The following is a 22555-nucleotide window of genomic DNA, read 5'->3' as shown; positions in this document are numbered from 1 at the left end:
CATGCACTTTATATTGAAGCGAACTATAAAGAAACACAGTTGCAAAATATTCATGCTGGACAAACCGCTTATATTGCTGTTGACGCCTTCAAAAAGGATGTCTTCCAAGGAACAGTACTTTCCATTTCACCTGCGACAGGTGCTGTTTTCTCTCTTTTGCCCCCACAAAATGCCACTGGCAACTTTACCAAAATTGTCCAACGTATTCCAGTACGTATCTCTATTCCAGAAGAAGTATTAAAAACTGGACGTATCCGAGCGGGAATGAGTGTTGCAGTAGAAATTGATACACGTACAAAGCCACAAGATAAAAATCTCTTATAAAAAAGCAAATGATCCTATTATGACCTCTCCCATGCCAGAGTCCACACATTCTCAAGAGCGCATAGAAATCCGCAAAATCGTGATTTTCATTGCTATGTCCTTTGGCATGTTTATGGCTATTTTGGATATCCAAATCGTTTCCTCCTCTTTAGCTGAAATTCAGGCTGGTCTTTCAGCAAGCTCTGAAGAAATTTCCTGGGTTCAAACCTCCTATCTCATCGCTGAAGTCATCATGTTGCCCCTTTCTGGATTCTTAGGAAGATTGCTTTCAACACGCGTTTTCTTTACCATCTCGGCTATCGGGTTTACAATTACCTCTGTTCTTTGTGCAACCGCAACATCTATTGAAGAGATGATTGTATATCGCGCACTTCAAGGATTTATTGGTGGAGGTATTATCCCTAGCGTTTTTGTCGCCTCCTATATACTTTTTCCTCCTTCCAAACGCCCAATTGTTACCCCTATTGTTGGATTGGTAGCAACGTTAGCGCCCACCATTGGTCCAACAGTGGGGGGCTATCTCTGCCATATCTCATCATGGCATTGGCTTTTTCTTATCAATGTACCCTGTGGGATTATTATTTCAATTCTCGCTTGGAAATTAATTGATTTTGATAAAGGTGATCCCTCTTTAATGACTAAATTTGACTGGTTAGGTCTTATTTCTATGGCTATTTTTCTAGGGACTTTGGAGTATATTCTAGAAGAAGGTGCGCGTCATGATTGGTTAAAAGATGATCTGATTCTAAACTTATTCATTCTTATGATCTTATCTGCAGCCTTATTCTTCTGGCGCGCTTTTACTGCAAAAGAACCAATTGTTGATCTCTCGACTTTTTCGAATTTCAATTTTTCAACAGCATCCATTTTTTCTTTTATGCTTGGAATAGGTCTTTATGGACTCACATATCTTTATCCTGTCTACTTGAGCCAAATCCGTCATTATGATGCTCTCATGATTGGAGAAACGTTATTCCTTTCAGGATTCGTCATGTTATTAACCGCCCCCCTTGCCGGATTTCTTTCAGCACGAATTGATGCACGTTTGATGATGGCGATAGGACTTTTTGGCTTTGCATTAGGAACCTGGATGGCTAGCTCTATCACAGACAACTGGGATTTTTGGGAGCTCTTTTGGCCTCAAGTTTTCCGTGGTGCTTCTGTTATGTTATGTATGATCCCTGTTAATAATATTGCCCTCGGATTACTTCCACCAGAACAAATGCAAAATGCCTCTGGACTTTTTAATCTCACACGTAATCTTGGTGGTGCCGTGGGACTTGCTATTATCAGCACTCTTATAACAAAACGCACAGACCTGCATTATGGACGAATAGCCGAAACGCTCCAGTGGGGAAACAGCCAAGCAACTGAAATGCTTTCAAACCTTACTCTATACTTCAAAACTGCAACTTCCGATCCACATACTCTTGCTCTCTTCCAACTTTTTAATATGGCACGCATACAAGCAATGGTCATGGCTTTTAGCGACATTTTCTTTATAATAGCCATCATCTTTATCGTCTTGACATTTATGACCGTTCTCCTCAGAAAAATACCACCACTCACCGATACCCCTTCAGGTCACTGAGTTTAATCTCATGAAAGTTGAAGAATATTCTTTATTTTTCATCAATCGCTTCTCCTCATGTCCTATAACTTTATCTCCTATAAAGAGATGATATGAATGACACAACATCGTATACTGAAAATTATTTCTAACCGAAATCTTATTAGATACTAGACAGTTGCATACCTTAAAAAATTCCCCTCTCATAAATGAAGAATTGGACAGTTTGAGATTATAGCGAAAAGCTTTTATTTTATCTAAAGCGTTTTAAAGTTCCACCGTATAGATAAGTCAGTCATTTCTATGAGATTTTTTGCTCCCTGATCCCAAGACAAGAAAAAAGCATTGGAATAATATTTATATCTTTATCCCAAAGAACACTGTGATGGTACTTTTGTTTTCAAAGAAAAGCTGCTCTTAAATGCGTAAATTTATTGTTTTACTCAGCTTAAAAGAAATCGATATCTACAATTTTGATCACAATACCAAGAGTCTTTTCCACCATTTATTGATATTTCAACACAAACTTAAGTCGTAAAAAACTCTCAAACTATTTATTTTCCTAAACATAATAACAAATTGATCAATGTGTTATCACACAACGCTTATACTCTTTTCCTATCACAGTTGGATTCAAAATCGTTAAGCACAACAACAAACCATCGCATTATTAATATATACATTCACAACTTGTTCAGGACATTAAAAACTAATATTTCCCTTATTTAATACAGCAGAAAACCCTTAAGTGTTCCCTTCTCTATTGAGAGCTCATCATTTTCGATTCATAAAATCCAAAAAGTATAAACTTGACTGAATGCTTTAATTGTAGCTGCATCCATAATCATAAAAGAAGCTGATTTCTCTAGCACCGTAATTTATAAAATATACCACTATTTCAAAACAGCTTTTGATATAATTTATGCTGTTCTTCGCCTTACATCTTCTTCCAATTAAAGATTTTTTTAACATCAACCAGCTAAAAGCTCTGTAAAAAATAAGAATAAAAGATGACATCAATGACTTTACAAAAATCATCTAAAACAGTGAAAAACACTGGACATCCTCAACAAATTAACAGAAACTATCAAAAATTAAGAAAATGAAAGTGAAAAAATTGCGCAATATAATAAAGCTATTCTAAAACTTTGCATATTATAAAAATAGCTTGCCATAAATAAAAACGGATAGCGCTCTCAATGTAACCACTGTTGGAAAACACAATCCTTAAGCCACCTTATGACGCTGGAAACGACTCAAATCTTCTCGTTCTCCACTAGGAACCAAAGTGCCATAACATGCGGAAAGATATTCTGGTATCAATTCCAACGCTTGAAAACGGTGTTTCTCATAAGGACCAGGCATTGCCAAATTTTTTGTTAAACTGCTTGAAAAACCAAAACGCTGATAAAACGCACAATCACCGACAAGCAAAATAGCGCCATGACCTAGTTTTTTTGCTGTTTCAATTGCATGTTGCATAAGAACAGATCCTATCCCCATACCGGAATATTCTGCTGAGACAGCCAGAGGTCCCAAAAGCAAAGCATATTGTGTTTCGTTTTGTCCTTTATTAAACCGAACATGCCAAAGACGAACACTGCCCACAAGCTCTCCAAGCACATTTTTGACAACAAAGGAAAGCCCACACGCCGCCAACCGACCACGACGTAAAGCTTCTGACGATTTACGCTTACGTCCCTTTCCTAGAGCCAAGTCAAGTAAATGTTCCCGATAAGGTTTATCAGCCTCTTGCTCAGATGCAAGTATAAAAAATGCACCATCTTTTGTCTGAAAATTAATCACATTCATCTTTGTCATACGCCCCACTACACCTTATACTACCACAAAAGAAAAACTCAGATCACATAAGATCGTAAAGGCTCAAAACCATTAAATGCAACAGATGCGTAAGTCGCCGTATAAGCACCAGTTCCATGAATTAATATCTCATCCCCTACCGTGAGGGATAAAGGTAACAGATAAGGTGTTTTTTCATAGAGAACATCCGCCGAATCGCATGTTGGGCCTGCCAAAATACAAGGCTCCATTGCCTTATCGTCATGAGGTGTCTCAATGGGATAGCGAATAGCTTCATCCATAGTCTCAGCAAGACCATTAAATTTTCCCACATCAAGATAAACCCATCGAACATGATCATTGTCTGCTTTTTTAGATATAAGAACAACTTCTGTGCGAATAACACCAGCATTGCCAACCATCCCACGCCCTGGTTCAATGATCGTTTCAGGAATACGATTACCAAAATATTTTTTCAGGGCATCAAAAACAACCGTACCATAAGCTTGTGTTGTAGGAACATCTTTCAAATAACGCGTTGGAAAACCACCACCCATATTAACCAATTTCAACGAAATTCCTTCTTGTTCCAAACGCCGAAAAACTGTAGCCGCATCGGATAAAGCACGCTCCCATGCACTCAAATCTGTCTGCTGAGATCCTACATGAAAGGAAACACCGTGCGCTTGCAAACCTAATTGATGTGCATGACGCAATACATCAACCGCCATAGCAGGAACACAACCAAATTTACGTGATAATGGCCACTCTGCACCTTTTCCATCAGTAAGAACCCGACAAAACACGCGAGATCCTGGAGCAGCACGAGCAATTTTTTCTACCTCTTCAACACAATCAACCGCATAAAGCGAAATACCTAATGCATATGCACGTGCAATATCACGCTCTTTTTTAATCGTATTCCCAAAAGAAATACGCTCTGGCGTTGCCCCCGCTTTTAAAGCCATTTCAATTTCTGCAACAGAAGCCGCATCAAAAGAGGAGCCTAAAGAAGCAAGCAAACTCAAAATCTCAGGAGCTGGATTTGCCTTTATTGCGTAGAAAATACGCGACTGCGGAAGGGCCTTTTCAAAATTTAAATAATTTTCACGAACAACATCAAGATCAACAATTAAGCATGGACCTTCAGAACGATGTGTTGCAAGGAAATCACGAATACGTTGTGTCGCCATCTATCAATTCTCCCAGAAGAGTATACTCTCCCACCCTATGCTTGGACAGCATAGAGCCGCCAATAACCAAAGGACAAAACACACACACAACCGCTCTTTGCACCCTGATTCTTTAATAACCAAGAAGAAAGCAGCATTGTATGCAGCGAAAAACAGCGCGAAAACGCGTTGCTCTAATTTTTCTGCCTTTTTGATTGGAGTTGAGAAAACCACTTCCGCACTGAAGGCAATGAGGTGTGCCTCTATAGTTATCCCAGCATTTGGGCTGGAAGACACCAGAAAGGCCCGCACCGTCGTTGCTTCAAGATGTCCTCACTCTTTCGGTTGGCCGTAAGAATGACTGGAGCGGTTAGTTCCAGGTACCGTACCGGTTAATCTCACCATTTGAGAACCAGCGGACACCCACAGGCACGTGCGACTTTGGGCAAGGCACCATATAGAACCAATTCTTATTTATTTCAATCATTTTTTTAGTTTTAAACATTTTTTAATTTTTAAAGACAAATTGATTGCAAAAAAGCAACACCTCCCTCCAACAGAGAAGCCACCTTAACTCCTTTAACAAAATTGCAACCTTCACGAAAAAACGACATCATTTTGCTCCCAATTCACGATCTTGCCTTTAAAAGAGCCGCTTTGCTTGGCTTCTTCATCCTATCTCCAAATATCACCGATGGAAAGATAATACAAAATCCATTGGGAACCATCATCTTTACGTTTATGAAATCATAAGGGCCAGTACCAGCCTTTTATACACACGCCCCAATGCTGCTCCTACTCTTGCATATAACAGCTCATTAATCGTATGTTACATCTATTCTAAAACTGCTTTTCAAAACACACGCTGCTCACGAAGAACACAATGCCATTGTATTGCAAATTTACGCGCTTGTTTTTAAAAAACATCTCTCAGTGCTTCCAAATCTATCTCACGACAGCGTTCATGAATGGTATAAAGCCATGATGCACCACCATCTTTACCCTTATGAAGATACATAACTGGCATACCATCATACTATTTGCTAGTTCCCAATATTGCGACAACCCTTTCATTGAAACGGTTCAGAAGAGGCATTTTTACTCCTTTCTTAAACAGTTTTTACCCACACGCTCACCATGCTTATAACGTGCAAGGAAATGGTTGTGGTTGATTTAATATAAGAATATTTAAAACAAACAAAATACCACAAGATCAAATATATTGGATTAAAAGAGAGAGCGCTGATTTATATCTCTAAATCAATAGGTTACTTGTAGCACCAAATAAAAAGACCGAGCAAACTGCCCAGCCTTATAAAATACTTTTGCGTTCACCTTGAAAATTCTTCTCTCTTAACAACAGAAAAAAGCAAAAGCTTTAAGCCCTAAAGTATGATACCTTTATGACTCTTGATAAGAATGAATTGCACGCTGCTTTGTTAATTGGAACTGCCTATGCCGTTCGCGAAAACGCTGCCTATCCGCTTCACTCCGCATATCATAACAAGCATCACACGAGACACCCTCCTCATAATGAGGCGATAATTTGCTTTCAGCATTAAGGGGAGAGCGACATGCACGACATAATTCGCGGCCACATTCTTCAAGACCATGTTTAACAGAAACACGTTCATCAAAAACAAAGCATTCGCCCCACCACAAACTCTCTTCTTTTGGCACTGTTTCCAGATATTTAAGAATCCCACCTTTTAAATGATAAACCTGCTCATAACCAAGTTCACGAACATAAGCTGTTGATTTTTCACACCGAATACCGCCTGTACAAAACATAGCAATTTTCTTTTTCTTTTTTAAATCAGCTTCGTGCTTGCGCACCCATTCAGGAAATTCGCGAAATGTTTTAATACGCGGATCAATCGCTCCTTGAAAACTTCCAATCGCATATTCATAATCATTACGCGTATCAATTAAAATCGTTTCTTCATCTTGAATAAGGGCATTCCAATCTTCAGGATCGACATACGTACCAACAGCTTTTAACGGATTAACACCTTCAACCCCCATTGTTACAATCTCTTTTTTCAACCGCACTTTCAAGCGATGAAAAGGCATTTTCGATGCCCAAGAATATTTAATCTCAGGTGTTTGAAATGCTGGTTCAGTTGTAATAAAATTGACTAATGCCTCAATCGCAGCACAAGAACCAGCAACAGTGCCATTAATTCCCTCTTTTGCTAAAAGAAGGGTACCTTTAATACCCTGTGCCTGACATAAATCACGCAAAGGTTTCTGTAATTGATGATAATGCTTCAAATCTGCAAAGCAATAAAGAGCAACGACTTTAAAATTCTTTTCCATAATATTGCCATAACGCGCGTTTCGTTCAATTTCAAGACCTATTCATCTACTCTTTGTATATTGTGCTTAATCAAACTATACTGACCATACCATCTGCATAGAGAAAGAATACCATGTGCCAAAAAATAGAGCACCTTTTATCACTTCTTCAAAGACAAACCGTCATCCCTGTTTTGCTCATTGACAATCTGCAAAACGCCGTGCCCTTAGCACGCGCCCTTGCCAAAGGAGGATTAAAAACAATTGAAGTAACATTGCGAACACAAAATGCACTCGCTGCAATTAAAATAATCACACAAGAAGTGCCTGAACTAACTGTTGGAGCAGGAACAATTCTCAACAGTGCACAATATGAACACGCTGAACGAGCAGGAGCAAAATTCATTATTAGCCCCGGCCTCTCAAACAAATTGATCGATTGTGCAAAAAACAGCGAAGTTCCCCTCCTCCCCGGTGTTGTTACACCAAGTGAATGTATAACAGCACTGGAAAACGGCTATTCACATCTTAAATTTTTCCCCGCTAAAGCAGCTGGTGGTATCACCTTTATGCAAGCTTTAGCATCCCCTTTTCCTGAAATTCAGTTTTGCCCCACAGGCGGTATTACCCAAAAAAATGCCATACAATGGCTTCGACTTCCCAACGTATTTTGCGTAGGTGGTTCTTGGATAGCTCCCCAACCACTTATCGCAGCAAATGATTGGAATGCGATAAGTGCATTAGCACACGCCGCATCACAACTCCTTCCTCAACCAACAAAAGCGCACTCTACAACATAAGATGCGGATGCATTATTGGCACCTTCAACAAGCCCAAAAGCTTCGCACATCCTTGCGCAATCCTTTAGCATTGCCCCCTGAACATACCATGAAACCGCAAATCATCACCTGATCTTCATCAAGATTGATTGTCGATAAACCAGTCGTTTTAAAGAAAACACCACTTTCCAGAAAAGCAGCAGCACAAATTCTTTCAACCAACAAAAGCACGCTCTACAACATAAGATGCGGGTGCATTATTGGCACCTTCAACAAGCCCAAAAGCTTCGCACATCCTTGCGCAATCCTTTAGCATTGCCATGGAACCGCAAATCATCACCCGATCTTCGTCAGGATTGATTTTCGATAAACCAGTCGTTTCAAAGAAAGCACCACTCTCCATGACAGTCGTAATGCGCCCCATATGCTCTGAAGATTCACGCGTGGTCATGGGATAAAATTGTAACTGCTGTGCATACTCACCAATGAGCGGATCATCTTTTAAAGATGCAACAAGATCTTTTGCATAAGCAAGTTCATCCCGCTCACGCGTTGTTTGAATAAGAATCACTTGAGAAAATTTTTCATAAGTTTCAGGATCACGAATAAGGCTTGCAAAAGGAGCAACACCTGTTCCCGTTGAAAGAAGATAAAGGCGCTTTCCAGGAATAAGAGCATCAAGAACCAGTGTTCCGGTAGATTTTTTACGCATGAGAACCGTATCACCAATTTTGATTTTTTGAAGATGTTCAGTTAATGGCCCCCCTGGAACTTTGATCGAAAAAAATTCAAGCTGTTCATCCCAAAATGGACTTGCAATCGAATAAGCGCGATAAATCGGTTTCTCTGCATTTGGCAAACCAATCATAACAAATTCACCTGAACGAAAACGAAAACTTTCTGGACGATTCAGACGAAATTTAAACAAACGGTCTGTATAGTGATAAACTTCCTGGACAGTAAGCGCGAACACATTTTCAGGAATCGGAAAGTTTGATGAACCGCTGTTGATGTTTGACTGAACATTAGGAGCAAACCTATTCATAAACTCTTCCTCATCTCTTTATTGAACATTAAATCTCACGTTCTGAAAATGATATAATGCCTATACAACTATCTGCCAATATTTCTCTTAAAACATAAATCACGCAATGAGCATTTTTTGTCTCAAAACTAACAAAATAAGCATAAAAACACTTAAGAATAAAACAAATGCGCAACATCTTCACTTGCAACTCATAACCAATAATGCGCATTAGCCTCATTACATAAAATTCTTACCTTCAAAGCACCTACAAATGATAACCTCCAACTAATAAAGAACCTTCATGATGAGCACTCACGCAAGTTCTCGCAACAACTTCTTTTAGAATGAGCAGCCTTTAGCAATATACACCTAATCACAAACCACCAGAAAGCAAAAAACTTAATCTTCCTCCCATTATATATCACAGCATTACACACAGAAAAAAACTCTACATATTGCATTAAGAAGAACGCATTTTATGTCAAAAGATTGCTTTCATAAACCATAATTAAGTATAAATTGTTCATGATTTTGTGCATAATAAATACCCTTTGCATCCTCTCCGCATATAACAGGAGCCTATACGCAATAATCATAAAAAACTTCATGCCTCATTGACCAAATGATAGAATTTTAAAAATGGACAAATCCATGAATGATGAAACAAATGTATTATTTCCTTCTACAGCTGTAGCAACCATTGATGTTCGTGCCATTGTTGCTAATTATACAACTTTAGCCAAACAGGTTTTTCCAACAGAATGCTCAGCGGTTGTAAAAGCAAATGCCTATGGATTAGGCGTTGATAAAATCGCTCCTGCACTTTATCAAGCTGGTTGCCGTACTTTTTTTGTCGCCAAAATCGAAGAAGCGCTACAGTTAAAAACCATTTTACCATCAAATATCACGATTGCCTCTCTTAACGGAATTCCACACAATACAGAAGAACTTGTAGCTCAAGAAGGAATTATTCCTGTTCTGAACTCTTGGAATGCAATTGAAAACTGGCAAACACTTTGTCAAAAAAAGGATAAAAAATTTCCTGCAATTGTTCAAATTGATACCAATATGAACCGATTAGGGCTTGATAAAAAAGAATTACAAAAACTCATCAAACAACCTACAATTTTCGAAAAAGCAGAAATAAAATATATTCTCAGTCACCTTGCGAACGGAGAGGATAACACACATTCATCCAATTATACACAATTGGCTACTTTAAAAACCATCCTTGCGCAATTGCCTGCCTGTAAAGTCTCCTTTGCCAACTCTGGAGGTATTTTTCTTGGGAACGATTTTCATTTTGATCTTGTTCGCCCAGGCATTGCACTTTACGGTGTTGATCCCCGTGGAAAACACCCAACACCTCTTAAACCTGTTTTAAAAATTGAAGCCCAAATCACTCAAATCCGCTCTGTTGATGCAGGAGTACCTACCGGCTATGGAGAAACCTTCATTACCCGCAAACCAAGCACTCTTGCAACCATTTCTGTCGGCTATGCTGATGGTTTGCCACGCATTCTTTCAAATAAAGGTGCGGTTTATTTCAATGGACAAAAACTTCCTATTGTTGGACGCATTTCTATGGATTCCATTGTTGTCGACGCTACCGATCTTGATAAAAAACCTCAAAGAAATGATTGGGTAGAACTCATTGGAACACATCAAACACTTGAAAAACTATCCACAGATGCCAATACCATTCCTAATGAAATTCTAACTTCTCTAGGGAACCGTTATCAACGCATTTACATCTAGAACCACTAACGAAATGGTGAAAATACCATCTCAGAAAGTAGCCTTATATGTGCATCAACACTCCCTCCCCAACACTCTATTGATCAATATTGTCGATGAAAATTCTTAAAAGAATAATGGAAGTTATCAATCGGTGGTTTTTAAAAGCATCACCAGTAAACAAAAGCAAGTACAAGCCAAGAGAAAACAATACCACCCAAATGAATAAAAAAAAGCCCGCACAGAATTGTCCGAGCTTTTTTCATCAATGCCAATAAATAAAATTAATACGTGTTCCCCAAGGGTGGACAAGAACAAATAAGTGTTCTGTCTCCCGCAACATTATCAATGCGAGAAACAGGAGGCCAATATTTATTTGCTGGATCAAGAGAGCTATTGGGAAAAGCAGCCTCTTGTCGCGAATAAGGTCGCGCCCAAGCATCATCTACCGTATCGACCAATGTATGCGGTGCATTTACTAACGGATTATTGTCTTTTGGCCAAACACCCTCACCAACTTTCTTAGCTTCTTCAGCAATAGAGAGCAAAGCATCACAGAAACGATCAATCTCTGCTTTTGGCTCTGATTCTGTTGGCTCAATCATTAAAGTCCCAGGAACAGGAAACGACATCGTCGGCGCATGAAACCCATAATCAATGAGGCGTTTTGCAATATCATCAACACTCACCCCATACTGTTCTTTCAACACACGAGTATCCACAATACATTCATGAGCAACACGCCCATGTTTGCCTCGATAAAGAATGGAATAAGCCTGTGAAAGACGTGCAGCAATATAATTAGCATTCAAAATTGCTGTTTGTGTTGCATATTTCAAGCCATCAGCGCCCATCATTCGAATATACATCCATGTAATAACAAGAATAGAGGCACTTCCATAAGGAGCAGCCGAAACTGCATAGGTTGTCCCATCTTGTTCATGGCCTGGTAAAAATGGCTTGAGATGCTCTGCTACTCCAATTGGCCCCACACCAGGACCACCACCATGGGGAATAGCAAATGTTTTATGAAGGTTCATATGACAAACATCTGCTCCAATATCTGCCGGCCGTGCAAGCCCAACGAGTGCATTCAGATTAGCACCATCAAAATAAACTTGCCCCCCATTTTCATGGATAACAGAGCAAATTTCCTTAATACTTTCCTCATAAACACCATGTGTTGAAGGATAGGTGATCATGAGAGCTGCTAACTTGTCTCTATGCAATTGTGCTTTCATTTTGAGATCATCAATATCAACATCACCATCATTCAAGCATTTCACCACAACAACTTCCATACCCGCCATATGAGCAGAAGCTGGATTGGTACCATGTGCTGACGCGGGAATAAGGCAAAGTGTGCGCTGATGTTCTCCACGTGAATGATAATATCGGCGGATTGCCAAAAGTCCTGCATATTCCCCTTGAGCACCAGAGTTTGGCTGGAAAGAAACTTGCGCAAATCCTGTAATTTCACACAACCACGTATTCAGTTGATGAATCATTTCCTGATAACCTACAGCATCCTCTTGGGAAACGAAGGGGTGTATATTGGCTACTGTAGACCAACTCACAGGCATCAACTCAGCTGCCGCATTTAACTTCATCGTACAAGAACCAAGCGGAATCATTGCCCGATCTAATGCCAAATCCTTATCCGACAAACGACGCAAAAAGCGCATCATATCTGTCTCTGAGTGAACCGCGTGAAAAAATGGTTGTGAAAGAAAAGCAGCATCACGCTCTTTACCCAAAAGCCGCGGAGAAACCTGATCAACCAATTGCGCGCCAAAAAGCTGTGCTAAAGCACCAGCATCCTCTTGCGTTGACAATTCATCAAAATTGATCGCAATTGTGTCATCATCAAGAACACGCACAAGGCGTCCACCCATTTTCGCTTGACGCGCAATTTCTTGAGCTCTGCCCTTAACAACAATACTTACACAATCAAAAAAGTATTCCCCTTCACAAGGGACCCCTGCTGCTTTTAAACCAGCAACAAAGCAGCATGTTAAATGATGAATCCGCTGAGCAATTTCTTGTAAGCCTTGTGGACCATGCCAAACAGCATAAGCCGTTGCCATATTTGCCAACAAAGCCTGTGCTGTACAAATGTTCGACGTTGCTTTATCGCGCCGGATATGTTGTTCACGTGTTTGCAATGCTAAACGAAAACCAACACGCCCTTCCGTATCCACTGATTGCCCAACAATCCGCCCTGGAATGAGGCGTGTAAGCGCATCACTTACCGCAAGATAACCAGCATGAGGACCACCAAACCCCATTGGAACCCCATAACGCTGCATAGAACCAACAACAATATCCGCACCCCATTTTGCTGGTGGTTCCATAAGTGTAAGCGCCAAAGGATCTGCAACAACGATCACCAACGCTCCTTTTGCCTTTGCCTCTTTAATGACTTCACTGTAATCATTGAAAGAACCTTTTGTATCTGGCCAGGATAAGACAATTGCAGCTGTCTCAGAACAAATTTCGCTCTTTTCGCTAATATGAAGACCTTGTGTTTCAGCACGCGTTTGCACAACACTCAGAGTCTGAGGATGTAAAAGACTCTGGATAGAAATTTTTGTCTTTTTCTCACGAGTAAAGCGTACAGCCAACGCATTGGCTTCCGCTAAAGCTGTAGCTTCATCAAGAAGTGAAGCAGCTGCAACAGGTAAACCAGTGAGTTCACTAACCAATGTCTGAAAATAAAACAAAAGTTCTAAACGACCTTGGCTAATTTCTGCTTGATAAGGTGTATAAGCAGTATACCAAGCGGGATTTTCAAAAAGATTCCGCAAAATAACGGGAGGGACATATGTTCCATGATACCCCTGCCCAATGAAACTTTTGTGCACATGGTTACGCTCCATCATCTTGGAGAGTTCTTCTAAGGCTTGCCCCTCACTTGCGGCCTTTGGGAGATTAAGCGGACGTCCCAAATGGATAGAGTGCGGAACAGCTTGAGAAACAAGTGTATCAAGGGAATCAAGCTCTAAAACATCAAGCATTTTTTGTGTTTCATCAGAACGAAGCCCAATGTGGCGAGAAAAAAAATGACGCTCTAACATAGCACTCATCCAATCAGTGCTTTATAAGCAGCCTCATCCAGCAACCCTTCAAGTTGCGTTGCATCCCGCAATGTCATTTTCCAGAGCCAACCTTCTTTTTCGGCTTTCTGGTTTACCAGTTCAGGACTATCTGCCAAAGCTTCGTTAACTTCAACCACTTCACCATCAAGAGGTGCATAGACATCTGAAGCCGCTTTTACCGATTCCACAACAGCAGCAGCATCTCCCTTAGAAAGTTCTGTTCCACTTTGCGGCAAATCAACAAAAACCAAATCACCTAACTGCTCTTGAGCATAATTTGTGATTCCAACAGTAACCACTTCTCCTTCAACACTGAGCCATTCGTGATCTTGTGTAAAATAAATTTTAGACATAAAAATTATCCTTTAAAATAACGTTGTTCAACAAAAGGAAGTGAATGGACAGACAATGTAATCTTTTTGCCACGCAACTCCGTAAAGACTTCCGTTCCTTCCATTTTCCAACCAACAGGAACATACCCCATCGCTACAGGACCATCAAAAGAAGGGCCAAAACCGCCTGATGTTACCACCCCAATCTGATTCCCCTCATCATCGAGAAGCACCGCCCCTGCACGAATAGGCTGGCGCGTTTGCGGTTTTAAACCAACACGACAACGAGAAGGCCCTTTCTGAACAGCTTCAAGAAAAGCCTTTGCCCCATAAAACTGCGCTTTTTCTCGAACATTTTTTGGAACAGCCCATGTCAATGCTGCTTCAATGGGCGTAGTATCAGGCGTAATATCATTGCCATGCAAACACAAGCCTGCTTCTAACCGAAGACTGTCGCGTGCAGCAAGACCAACCCACTCAACACGAGAATCGCTCAACAATTTTTCAGCCAATGGGTGTGCGTGTCCTATTGGGAGAGCAATTTCAAAACCATCTTCTCCCGTATAACCAGAACGCGTTATAAACCAATCCTGTTGTGGTTCAAAACCTTGCATAAACAACAGTTCATTACCAGGCAACCCCGCATCCGCCATCACAGCTGCCGCTTGTGGACCTTGGAGAGCAAGCAACACCCTCTCAAGAGCAATGACTTGACACTCAAAACCAACAGCACGCCTCTCAAGTTCAGCAAGATCAGCCTGTGCATTGCCAGCATTCGCGACCAACATAAAACGGCATTCTGCCAAACGGGTAATGATAAGGTCATCAAGAATGCCAGCCTGCTCATTAAGCAAATAATTATAGCGTGATTGACCAATCTTTAACAGTGCTGCATCAACAGGAAGAGCATATGATAAAAATTCAGCGGCTTGTTCCCCCTCAACAGCAATCAATTTCATATGAGAAATATCAAAAAGTCCTGCATGAGCACGCGTATGAAGGTGCTCTTTCATAACCCCAAGCGGATAGGTTAAAGGCATTTGCCAACCGGCAAAAGCGCCAAATTTCGCCCCAGCTTTTTCATGTAACTCATATAAGGGAAGTATTTTTAAAGAAGATGTTTCGAATTCTTTTAACGTGCCCATAATATCTCCAAAGTTGCGCTAACAACCACACAATATGGTCATCTCTGCACCCCTCTGTCTTAAGCCTGAGAGACTCGCGAAAAAAGCTTTCGCTTACACCTTCGGCGCGGGCCTTCCCGACTTTCCAGATCTGCCTTTCTCCTTTTACGGTCCTTAGAGCCTGAGAGATTATGGGCTGTTTTCCCCTTCGGCGGCAGGTGCGAAAGTTTGCAGTCTGCACTCTCCCGCAAAAGAATGAAAGAAGCAATAATGCCCTTTCCGACATATATTGATCTATAAACTATCTTTTTCACACTGTCATCAGCAAAATAACCATAATGCCCTAATTTTAGACTTGCATAGGTTATTTTAAAAGGCTTACAATATGGGGCTTTGAGCATTATAAGATATAGGTGGTTGCAGTCCAGCAAACAAAAAGACCACTTGAGAACACGACTAAAAGGATCAAAAAACAGTATCCTCTCTTGCACGGTCTCATCAGAACTGCCATTTTGATATCTTCTAACAATAAGTACTTAAGGGTATCGAGAGGTATGATCTTAACACATAAGATATGATGTGAACACACAATGAGTGTTGTCTTTTTTACTGCTAAATAGTATCATGGAATGCAGTTATTTATGCACCAAACCTCATAGGACAAAGGTTCAAAATACTCATGAAAGCTGGCAATATCCATTATAATTGCGAAAATGATCTACCAAAACAAATTGCTCTTTTCCCCTTAGAAGGTGCACTTTTACTGCCAGGTGGTTTTTTATCGCTCAACATTTTTGAACCAGAATCTCTCGAAATGGTTGAAGATGTTATGGTCTCCAATCGTTTGTTAGGGATCATTCAACCACTTTCATCGAGCACAGATCACCTCTCCGCACAACTTTACAAAACAGGCTGTATAGGTCGCATCACAAACTACAACGAAACAGGAAATGGGCAGCTTTTCATTATATTGCAGGGAATTTGCCGCTTTACCGTAGAACACGAACTCGTGAATACAAAACCTTATCGCATTGCTGTCATCCAATCAAACATAAAAGACCTACACGAACCAGACGTTTCAGAGAGTATTAATCGAACAAACCTCTTAAACATTGTTGAACAATATCTCACCATACATGAAATAGAATATAATTGGAACAATATCATACAAACACCCACGTCTATATTAGTGAATGCTTTTTCAGCCCTTATCCCCTTTACACCAACAGAAAAACAAGCTCTGCTTGAAGCTCCAGATATTGGAAGCCGTGCCCAAACTCTTCTTGCTTTAACGGAACGCTCACTAATGAAGCAAACAGGGATGCATCACCAGTTAAACTAGTGAACCTTAAAACATGAAAAAAAAGATCACCGATCCTAAAATGCTTGAATTGCTCGTCTGCCCAATCACGGGGGGAACGCTCTCTTTGAACCGAAAAACACAAGAATTAATTTCACTCAGAGCAAAACTCGCTTATCCTATTCGCGACGGCATTCCCATTATGCTTGCCTCTGAAGCCCGTCCTTTGCAGGAAAATGAAAAAGTAATACAATAAAAATTTTCTTAATTCGCCTTTTTTAGTGAACTGTTATAAAATCATTTCACCATAAAGAAATATCTTTTGTTTACGCAATGTTTCAATAAATATTAGCCTATTTCAGAAATAGTGTTTCTGTAACAGACCAGCACCACCATTCCATTTACCTCAATGTGTCGCTGCTCTTGCATTTGAGAGCGTTGATGTGTGTGTGTGAGATTTACTCCTTTCTCAAATGTTTTTTGATTCTGAATGTGAAGATTCACCCCCATTCTTTATACGGAAGAGAAGGTAAAAAATAATAAAATCATAGGAGTTACAACACACAATATAACAACCAAGAATGATTACATGAATGCACTTATGGCGCTACTTTATGGAATGAGAAATTATATTCAAATCGATCGCAAAACAAGAAAGGTCATCGATGACTTTGTTGCCTCTATCATGCCTAAAAGGAAAGGATCACAATAACTCAAAATGCGAGAGTAACATTGGCAGCAAATCATTTATAATGGATATGACTATAAAGCATTTCTTAATTTTATTCCCATCTTGATTTTGAAAATTTATACGTCGTCAATCAAGCATAATTGGCAAAAAAATGAAGAGACCCAAGCAACATTTTAATAACAAAGTATTTAATTGCCATGATTGTACTTTCGCAAAGTTCCACGCATTGAGATCAATGAGATCAATAGATCTCTATCGTCTTAAAAAAAATTGGACTAGAGAAGCAGTGCCAAAAAACCAAATGAGTACTAAAGATGGTCTCAAACACCGTATCAAAACCACCAGTATGCATGGTGTTTTTGAAAACAGCAAACCACTAAAAAGAGATCTAGAAAATATCTCAAAGACCATGAAAGCTCATTCCATTCGCCTCTTTTAAAAGTCAAATTGCCTATTTAAAAACCGAATTGAAAGTCTTTCAGCCTCTCAAAATTTCCTGAACGCTCACCCAAAAAAACATAATCTTAAGGACAACGCTTCTATTGGCGCCAAAATGGCACCAACAAGAGCGATGAAAATAAAAATGGAAAAAGCTTAAAGCCTCATAGAAGACTTCTAGGACCAGTACATAAAACCATGCGTTAAAAATCTAAACCGTCACCTTTTAAAACCAAAATCATTAAAGCATTCATGACTTTCATAAATCAAAACGACATCTATACTTAGACTTACTTTCTTTTTTCCATTCGATTGCTCAAATATTTTAAAAGCGCCTTTTATGCGCTCCTGAAAATGTCTTGCTATGCAAGATCTTTGAAGGTGCCATTATAGCTTTGTGCCAACGGTTTTTTTGATCAAAAAAGATAGAGAGAAAATGAATTTAAATCCTATCAAAACAGTGATCCTGCATTACAACGGTCGCACTTTAATTTGAGAAAAACCAACAAGCCAACTTGGCTTAATTCTGATTGACGCTTTAAGACAATTGCCCTACGAATAAGCCTGTAGTTTTGGTCGTATACGCAGCCGATCAATAGGATCTGGAAGCACAAAACACTCGAACATGAAAATAAACCCGCTTGGCGGGTATCCCGGAATACCAATGCGAGGGCGCTCGCATCCAGCGGGGGGGGGCTAAAGTGCAAGCTAAAAATCCACATTTTAATGACATTTCTGTAGGCAAAAAAATTCGCCTTAGAAGAAACATCATGGGGCTTTCTCAAAAACAATTAGGCAGCCACTTAAGGGTAACTTTCCAACAAATCCAAAAATATGAAAAAGGATTGAATCGCATAAGTGCGGGACGTTTACAGGAAATTGCTGATATATTGGATGTTCCAATTTCCTTCTTTTACGCTGATATCTCAAAAAAAGAAGATGCTGCATACCATCATGATGAAGAAATATCGAGCAAAGAGGAATACCAACTTTTGAAAGGTTTTAGAGTGCTTAAACCCGAAAAACAAAAGGCAATCTTGCGATTGATTTATGATTAGTTTGAAAGCACCTCCTTATTTTCAATAATTTTACAGCCGCATAAAAAGAACAAAACAAGCCATTTTCTAGAGCAAGGATGCCATGAGATCCTCCCCAAAGCTTATCTTACCCCCAAGAATCAAGATTTGTTAATTTCTTCATTAAACATAGTTTCGTAATCATGATTTCGGTAAGCACTTCTTAAATGAACGGCTTTATAATATGAAAAAACTTTATTAAATAAGAGTGAGAAAGAACTACAAGGTAAAAAGCAGGAATAACACTGTAAAAAATCACATGAGTAATTTTCACTGAATCTAAATAATAAAAAATATTTATCGTGAAAATAGAATAAAAATTTTTACCAGCGTAAGCAATGCGTGATGCAATCATCGTAAAACTCAAACATCTCAAGGGAAACAATTGACAGAAGATAAGCACTTCTCTAGATTGGAGCGCTGTCAAGAAGATGTTCATACAGCTTGGCATAAAATATTCAAGCTTTCTTAACGCTTAAAGGCCAAGAGGATGGTCCATTCAAAAATGAACCGACTCGTACTATTTGTAGGTCAAAATTGGTGTACACAAAAATTAGACCTCTAAAACCAACAATATGATTTAATATTCCTGGACAACTCACCCTCTCATAGGGTTCGCCTAGGGAAAAAAATGGAGAAGGACAGGAGTATGAAAAATGAGTTTTAAAATTGCAGTTGTTGGCGCAACCGGAAATGTTGGTCGTGAAATGTTAACAATTCTAGAAGAGCGTGGTTTTCCAGCTCACGAAGTGGTTCCTTTGGCATCACGGCGTTCATTAGGGCAGACCGTTTCTTATGGTGAGAAAACTTTAAAAGTAAAAGCACTTGATACCTACGATTTTTCTGACACAGACCTTTGTCTGATGTCTGCTGGGGGGAGTATTTCCAAAGAATATGCCCCTAAAATCGGTGCTGCCGGCTGTGTGGTGATCGACAACTCATCCACTTGGCGTTATGATACCAATATCCCGTTGATTGTCCCCGAAGTTAATGCTGAAGCCATTGGTGCATTTTCCAAGCGCAATATTATAGCTAATCCCAATTGTTCAACAATTCAACTTGTCTTAGCTTTAAAACCTCTCCACGATGCTGCAATCATTAAGCGCGTTGTTGTATCCACTTATCAATCGGTTTCCGGAGCCGGTAAAGAAGGAATGGATGAGCTCTTTGAACAATCACGAGCGGTCTTTGTTGCCGATCCAATCACATCAAAAAAGTTCACCAAACGTATTGCTTTTAATGTCATTCCCCATATCGACGTTTTCATGGAAGATGGCTACACAAAAGAAGAATGGAAAATGACGGTTGAGACGAAGAAAATTCTTGACCCTAAGATCAAATTAACAGCCACCGCTGTTCGGGTGCCTGTTTTTATTGGTCATGCTGAAGCTGTTCATGTTGAATTCGAAAAACCACTAAGCGCCCATGAAGCGCAAACCATTCTGCGTGATGCACCCGGATGCCAGCTTATTGATAAACACGAAGATAGCGGCTATATAACGCCCTATGAATGCACTGGAGAAGATGACACCTTTATTAGCCGTGTTCGCGAAGATATCACCGTTGAAAATGGTCTAGCATTCTGGATTGTTGCTGACAATTTAAGAAAAGGTGCAGCATTGAATGCAATTCAAATTGCTGAATTGCTCATTTCTCGTAATTTGATAAGACCTAAGGCAGCGGCCTAAACAAAAAGGACAGCATGAAGCAAAGAATGCCTCATGCTGCTGTGCTTTTTCCTATCCTCTCAAGAACAGTGCGTTTTTTCATAATGAATCCCGTGAAAATGGGTGTATGCTCGTTTCTTTATGGAGCAGGATATGTCACGATGCGATAGCGCGTTTCATTGCGTTCAAAGTTTTTAAAATTGACGTCATCTGGAAAAAAAGGATTATAAGCGGTCACGTGTTTTACAGATACACCGTGTGCTTTCGATGATGGATTCAAAATTGTTCTTTCATCTCTTTTTTTTACGCCTGTTGAATCAATAATCATATCTTTTCTGTACAGTTTTTGCATATTTTTTCGTGTTTTTTGCGGTACCGTCATAGCTTTATAATCAGAAATAACCCGCTTTAGTTTTCCCTGTTGTGCTTTTATCACAGAGTGTGGCTTTGCACGCGTATGCACAAAAGCAATTGTAGAAACGTTGTTGACATTTAAATAATGCGCAGATGCCCAACCAGCCTTTCCATTATAGGAAAGTGAGCACCAAGTCTTATTGGAAAGACAGCCATTAATTTGCACTTTTGCTCCAGTTGGAACTTTTGCGATAGCTTTATAAGTGGTAGCTGGACCTGTGCGTAAAATCACATGACCTGTTGCTACACGAGCAACTGTTCCAGCAGCCGCACTAGGAACAAACATTCCAAGCCCTAATCCAGCAAAAAGCAATAAAATCCCAAAAAGCAATAAAATCATTGCTGTTGATAAAAAATTTTTCCTTAACATTCTCTCTTATTCCTCTCCTATAGTGTAAGAAGCGCAATATTTGCCTTTGCAAAAATTTTCTGCGTTTCAATAAAGTGGTGATCAATTCCTTGTCGTCTTCAAAGACCCACCATATTCAGAGAAAAGCTCTCTTACTTTGTTCCCTACTGCCCTATACATACGAACTATTTTTCTGATTGTAGTATCCATCCCATGAATTGACTGCTTTCAAGGACGTAATCTGATAGCCCGTACAAAAAGCCAATCGTCACTTAAAGAAGTTTTGAAAGAGCCATTGGTTCCCCAAAAAATTCTTGTAACAGAAGAATCTCTTAAATTTGCAAGAAGGGCTTTCCGCTCATGCATGTTGTTTGCCCCAAAATGCTTATAGTATAGAAAAAATATTATATTTCGAATAAAAATGATTGAATCTTCTATGAAGCTTTTATACTGTTAAGGCTTCTAGAAATAGTGCAGAGTATATTGAATCTTTCCTCATAAAAGCTCTTGCAAAAGAAAAAGAAAGACACCACCACATGACATTACAGAAATTATCTTGGAATTCCTCTATCGGATTACTCTTTTTTCTCTTTGCATTTTTCTTGTCCGCCACCTTTTCCATGGCAGAAGACAAATCAAAAATAAAACTTGGTGTTATGGAAGGACATGAAGCAACTATTTGGAAAGTTGCCGTTGAGCAAGCTAAAAAAACAGGTTTGGATATTGAACTCGTTTATTTTTCTGATTACGCTCTCCCTAATGACGCTGTTAATTCAGGAGACATTGATGCAAATTCTTTCCAGCACACCCCTTATCTTAACAGTCAAATGGAACAACGAGGCTACAAACTTTCAATTGCTGGATACACATTTATTGCCCCGATAGGTGTCTATTCACATAAAATAAAGGATATAAAAGAACTACAGGATGGAGCAAGTATTGGCATCCCTAATGATCCATCCAATGGTGGAAGAGCCTTGCTTCTTCTCAATTCTTTAGGCCTCATTAAACTAAAAGATCCTCACGATATTCTCGCATCCCCACTTGATATCATTGAAAATCCTAAGAACTTAAAAATTCGTGAATTGGATGCTGGTATTTTAGGACGTGCAATCGATGATTTTGATATTGCAATTATAAATACAAACTGGGCTTTGGTCTCGGGATTAAACTTAAATAAAGATGCCATCGCATGGGAAAAAGCAGAAAATAATCCTTATAATAACATTATTGTTGTGCGCACCACTGACAAGGATGAGCCATGGGTTAAAAAATTGGTTGCTGCCTACAATAGCGAACCTGTCCGTGCAAAAATCAAAGAAGTTTTTGGCGTAGCAGCGCAAATATCGTGGTAATTGC

Annotated in this window: 19 protein-coding genes, 1 pseudogene and 1 riboswitch (1 of these 21 cut by a window edge); of the genes and pseudogenes, 9 read left to right on the top strand and 11 right to left on the bottom strand. The window is 39.6% G+C overall.

What is annotated here, in order from left to right; genetic code table 11:
- Positions 1 to 324 carry the 3' end of an HlyD family secretion protein gene (locus tag QHG54_RS08110; RefSeq protein WP_317993646.1) on the top strand. Its footprint begins 774 nt before the window's first position, so only the last 324 of its 1098 coding nucleotides appear in the window; its start codon lies off the left edge, out of view; the stop codon is at positions 322 to 324.
- Positions 325 to 343: 19 nt separating this feature from the next.
- Positions 344 to 1915 carry a DHA2 family efflux MFS transporter permease subunit gene (locus QHG54_RS08105; RefSeq protein ID WP_317993647.1) on the top strand — a complete coding sequence of 524 codons (1572 nt, stop codon included), beginning with the start codon at positions 344 to 346 and terminating at the stop codon, positions 1913 to 1915.
- Between the two features lie 1206 nt (positions 1916 to 3121).
- Here the strand turns inward: QHG54_RS08105 and QHG54_RS08100 are convergent.
- The 3 genes from QHG54_RS08100 to QHG54_RS08090 form a co-directional block, all read right to left on the bottom strand.
- On the bottom strand, positions 3122 to 3706 hold the full coding sequence (locus tag QHG54_RS08100) for an N-acetyltransferase (protein ID WP_317994067.1): 585 nt from the start codon (positions 3704 to 3706) through the stop codon (positions 3122 to 3124).
- Positions 3707 to 3753: 47 nt separating this feature from the next.
- Positions 3754 to 4887 carry a type III PLP-dependent enzyme gene (locus tag QHG54_RS08095; protein WP_317993648.1) on the bottom strand — a complete coding sequence of 378 codons (1134 nt, stop codon included), beginning with the start codon at positions 4885 to 4887 and terminating at the stop codon, positions 3754 to 3756.
- Positions 4888 to 6267: 1380 nt separating this feature from the next.
- Positions 6268 to 7185 carry a rhodanese-related sulfurtransferase gene (locus tag QHG54_RS08090; RefSeq protein WP_317993649.1) on the bottom strand — a complete coding sequence of 306 codons (918 nt, stop codon included), beginning with the start codon at positions 7183 to 7185 and terminating at the stop codon, positions 6268 to 6270.
- Between the two features lie 113 nt (positions 7186 to 7298).
- Here QHG54_RS08090 and eda point away from each other — a divergent pair, with 113 nt between their 5' ends.
- Entirely contained in the window at positions 7299 to 7964 is a 666-nt protein-coding gene (gene eda, locus QHG54_RS08085) for a bifunctional 4-hydroxy-2-oxoglutarate aldolase/2-dehydro-3-deoxy-phosphogluconate aldolase (protein ID WP_406604176.1), read from the top strand.
- Here eda and QHG54_RS08080 read toward each other — a convergent pair.
- The 3 genes and pseudogenes from QHG54_RS08080 to QHG54_RS08070 all read right to left on the bottom strand — a co-directional run.
- Positions 7934 to 8038 (bottom strand): annotated as a pseudogene (locus QHG54_RS08080) (ferredoxin--NADP reductase); the annotation flags it as partial. The gene eda and the pseudogene QHG54_RS08080 overlap by 31 nt on opposite strands.
- Positions 7989 to 8165, bottom strand: coding sequence for a hypothetical protein (locus QHG54_RS08075; RefSeq protein ID WP_406604175.1), 177 nt, complete (start codon positions 8163 to 8165; stop codon positions 7989 to 7991). The pseudogene QHG54_RS08080 and the gene QHG54_RS08075, both read right to left, overlap by 50 nt.
- Positions 8158 to 8988 (bottom strand): ferredoxin--NADP reductase, encoded by an 831-nt coding sequence (locus QHG54_RS08070; RefSeq protein ID WP_317993651.1) that lies wholly within the window; start codon positions 8986 to 8988, stop codon positions 8158 to 8160. Before QHG54_RS08070 ends, QHG54_RS08075 begins: the two co-directional genes overlap by 8 nt.
- Positions 8989 to 9609: 621 nt before the next feature.
- Here QHG54_RS08070 and alr point away from each other — a divergent pair.
- Positions 9610 to 10728, top strand: a complete 1119-nt coding sequence (gene alr, locus QHG54_RS08065; protein ID WP_406604174.1) for an alanine racemase — start codon at positions 9610 to 9612, stop codon at positions 10726 to 10728.
- Between the two features lie 263 nt (positions 10729 to 10991).
- On the opposite strand, the gene gcvP is transcribed toward alr, so the two are convergent.
- From gcvP to gcvT, 3 genes are read right to left on the bottom strand one after another with little or no spacing between them, the layout of a single operon-like run.
- The gene (gcvP, locus tag QHG54_RS08060) at positions 10992 to 13784 is read right to left on the bottom strand and encodes an aminomethyl-transferring glycine dehydrogenase (RefSeq protein WP_406604547.1); all 2793 of its coding nucleotides are present in this window, start codon (positions 13782 to 13784) and stop codon (positions 10992 to 10994) included.
- A 5-nt stretch (positions 13785 to 13789) separates the two neighbouring features.
- Complete coding sequence (gcvH, locus tag QHG54_RS08055) at positions 13790 to 14158, bottom strand: glycine cleavage system protein GcvH (protein ID WP_317993653.1); 369 nt, start codon at positions 14156 to 14158, stop codon at positions 13790 to 13792.
- A gap of 5 nt (positions 14159 to 14163) precedes the next feature.
- Positions 14164 to 15282, bottom strand: coding sequence for a glycine cleavage system aminomethyltransferase GcvT (gcvT, locus tag QHG54_RS08050; RefSeq protein ID WP_317993654.1), 1119 nt, complete (start codon positions 15280 to 15282; stop codon positions 14164 to 14166).
- A 137-nt stretch (positions 15283 to 15419) separates the two neighbouring features.
- A riboswitch (glycine riboswitch) is annotated at positions 15420 to 15519 on the bottom strand.
- A gap of 421 nt (positions 15520 to 15940) precedes the next feature.
- Between gcvT and QHG54_RS08045 the strand changes: the two genes are divergently transcribed.
- The 4 genes from QHG54_RS08045 (at position 15941) to QHG54_RS08030 (ending at position 20454) form a co-directional block, all read left to right on the top strand.
- Positions 15941 to 16603, top strand: coding sequence for an LON peptidase substrate-binding domain-containing protein (locus QHG54_RS08045; protein WP_317993655.1), 663 nt, complete (start codon positions 15941 to 15943; stop codon positions 16601 to 16603).
- A gap of 13 nt (positions 16604 to 16616) precedes the next feature.
- Entirely contained in the window at positions 16617 to 16817 is a 201-nt protein-coding gene (locus tag QHG54_RS08040; protein ID WP_317993656.1) for a Trm112 family protein, read from the top strand.
- Positions 16818 to 18391: 1574 nt separating this feature from the next.
- On the top strand, positions 18392 to 18748 hold the full coding sequence (locus QHG54_RS08035; protein ID WP_406604173.1) for a helix-turn-helix domain-containing protein: 357 nt from the start codon (positions 18392 to 18394) through the stop codon (positions 18746 to 18748).
- Between the two features lie 674 nt (positions 18749 to 19422).
- Positions 19423 to 20454 (top strand): aspartate-semialdehyde dehydrogenase, encoded by a 1032-nt coding sequence (locus QHG54_RS08030; RefSeq protein ID WP_317993657.1) that lies wholly within the window; start codon positions 19423 to 19425, stop codon positions 20452 to 20454.
- Between the two features lie 118 nt (positions 20455 to 20572).
- Here the strand turns inward: QHG54_RS08030 and QHG54_RS08025 are convergent, their stop codons facing one another.
- Together QHG54_RS08025 and QHG54_RS08020 are read right to left on the bottom strand one after the other, a co-directional pair.
- Positions 20573 to 21217: an SH3 domain-containing protein gene (locus tag QHG54_RS08025; protein ID WP_317993658.1), complete on the bottom strand. Its 645-nt coding sequence runs from the start codon at positions 21215 to 21217 to the stop codon at positions 20573 to 20575.
- Positions 21218 to 21424: 207 nt separating this feature from the next.
- Positions 21425 to 21562, bottom strand: coding sequence for a hypothetical protein (locus tag QHG54_RS08020; RefSeq protein WP_317993659.1), 138 nt, complete (start codon positions 21560 to 21562; stop codon positions 21425 to 21427).
- Positions 21563 to 21732: 170 nt separating this feature from the next.
- Between QHG54_RS08020 and QHG54_RS08015 the strand changes: the two genes are divergently transcribed.
- Positions 21733 to 22551: a MetQ/NlpA family ABC transporter substrate-binding protein gene (locus QHG54_RS08015; protein WP_317993660.1), complete on the top strand. Its 819-nt coding sequence runs from the start codon at positions 21733 to 21735 to the stop codon at positions 22549 to 22551.
- The last annotated feature ends 4 nt before the right edge of the window (positions 22552 to 22555 follow it).

This window comes from Bartonella gliris (assembly GCF_045277155.1).
Taxonomy (GTDB): domain Bacteria; phylum Pseudomonadota; class Alphaproteobacteria; order Rhizobiales; family Rhizobiaceae; genus Bartonella; species Bartonella gliris.
This window is presented reverse-complemented; position numbering and strand designations above follow the sequence as displayed.

Excerpts from the sequence above, each read along its gene's own strand:
- QHG54_RS08105 (WP_317993647.1), top strand. The coding sequence starts at position 344 with ATGACCTCTCCCATGCCAGAGTCCACACATTCTCAAGAGCGCATAGAA.
- QHG54_RS08100 (WP_317994067.1), bottom strand. The coding sequence starts at position 3,706 with ATGAATGTGATTAATTTTCAGACAAAAGATGGTGCATTTTTTATACTT.
- QHG54_RS08095 (WP_317993648.1), bottom strand. The coding sequence starts at position 4,887 with ATGGCGACACAACGTATTCGTGATTTCCTTGCAACACATCGTTCTGAA.
- QHG54_RS08090 (WP_317993649.1), bottom strand. The coding sequence starts at position 7,185 with ATGGAAAAGAATTTTAAAGTCGTTGCTCTTTATTGCTTTGCAGATTTG.
- eda (WP_406604176.1), top strand. The coding sequence starts at position 7,299 with ATGTGCCAAAAAATAGAGCACCTTTTATCACTTCTTCAAAGACAAACC.
- QHG54_RS08070 (WP_317993651.1), bottom strand. The coding sequence starts at position 8,988 with ATGAATAGGTTTGCTCCTAATGTTCAGTCAAACATCAACAGCGGTTCA.
- alr (WP_406604174.1), top strand. The coding sequence starts at position 9,610 with ATGGACAAATCCATGAATGATGAAACAAATGTATTATTTCCTTCTACA.
- gcvP (WP_406604547.1), bottom strand. The coding sequence starts at position 13,784 with ATGTTAGAGCGTCATTTTTTTTCTCGCCACATTGGGCTTCGTTCTGAT.
- gcvH (WP_317993653.1), bottom strand. The coding sequence starts at position 14,158 with ATGTCTAAAATTTATTTTACACAAGATCACGAATGGCTCAGTGTTGAA.
- gcvT (WP_317993654.1), bottom strand. The coding sequence starts at position 15,282 with ATGGGCACGTTAAAAGAATTCGAAACATCTTCTTTAAAAATACTTCCC.
- QHG54_RS08045 (WP_317993655.1), top strand. The coding sequence starts at position 15,941 with ATGAAAGCTGGCAATATCCATTATAATTGCGAAAATGATCTACCAAAA.
- QHG54_RS08040 (WP_317993656.1), top strand. The coding sequence starts at position 16,617 with ATGAAAAAAAAGATCACCGATCCTAAAATGCTTGAATTGCTCGTCTGC.
- QHG54_RS08030 (WP_317993657.1), top strand. The coding sequence starts at position 19,423 with ATGAGTTTTAAAATTGCAGTTGTTGGCGCAACCGGAAATGTTGGTCGT.
- QHG54_RS08025 (WP_317993658.1), bottom strand. The coding sequence starts at position 21,217 with ATGTTAAGGAAAAATTTTTTATCAACAGCAATGATTTTATTGCTTTTT.
- QHG54_RS08020 (WP_317993659.1), bottom strand. The coding sequence starts at position 21,562 with ATGCATGAGCGGAAAGCCCTTCTTGCAAATTTAAGAGATTCTTCTGTT.
- QHG54_RS08015 (WP_317993660.1), top strand. The coding sequence starts at position 21,733 with ATGACATTACAGAAATTATCTTGGAATTCCTCTATCGGATTACTCTTT.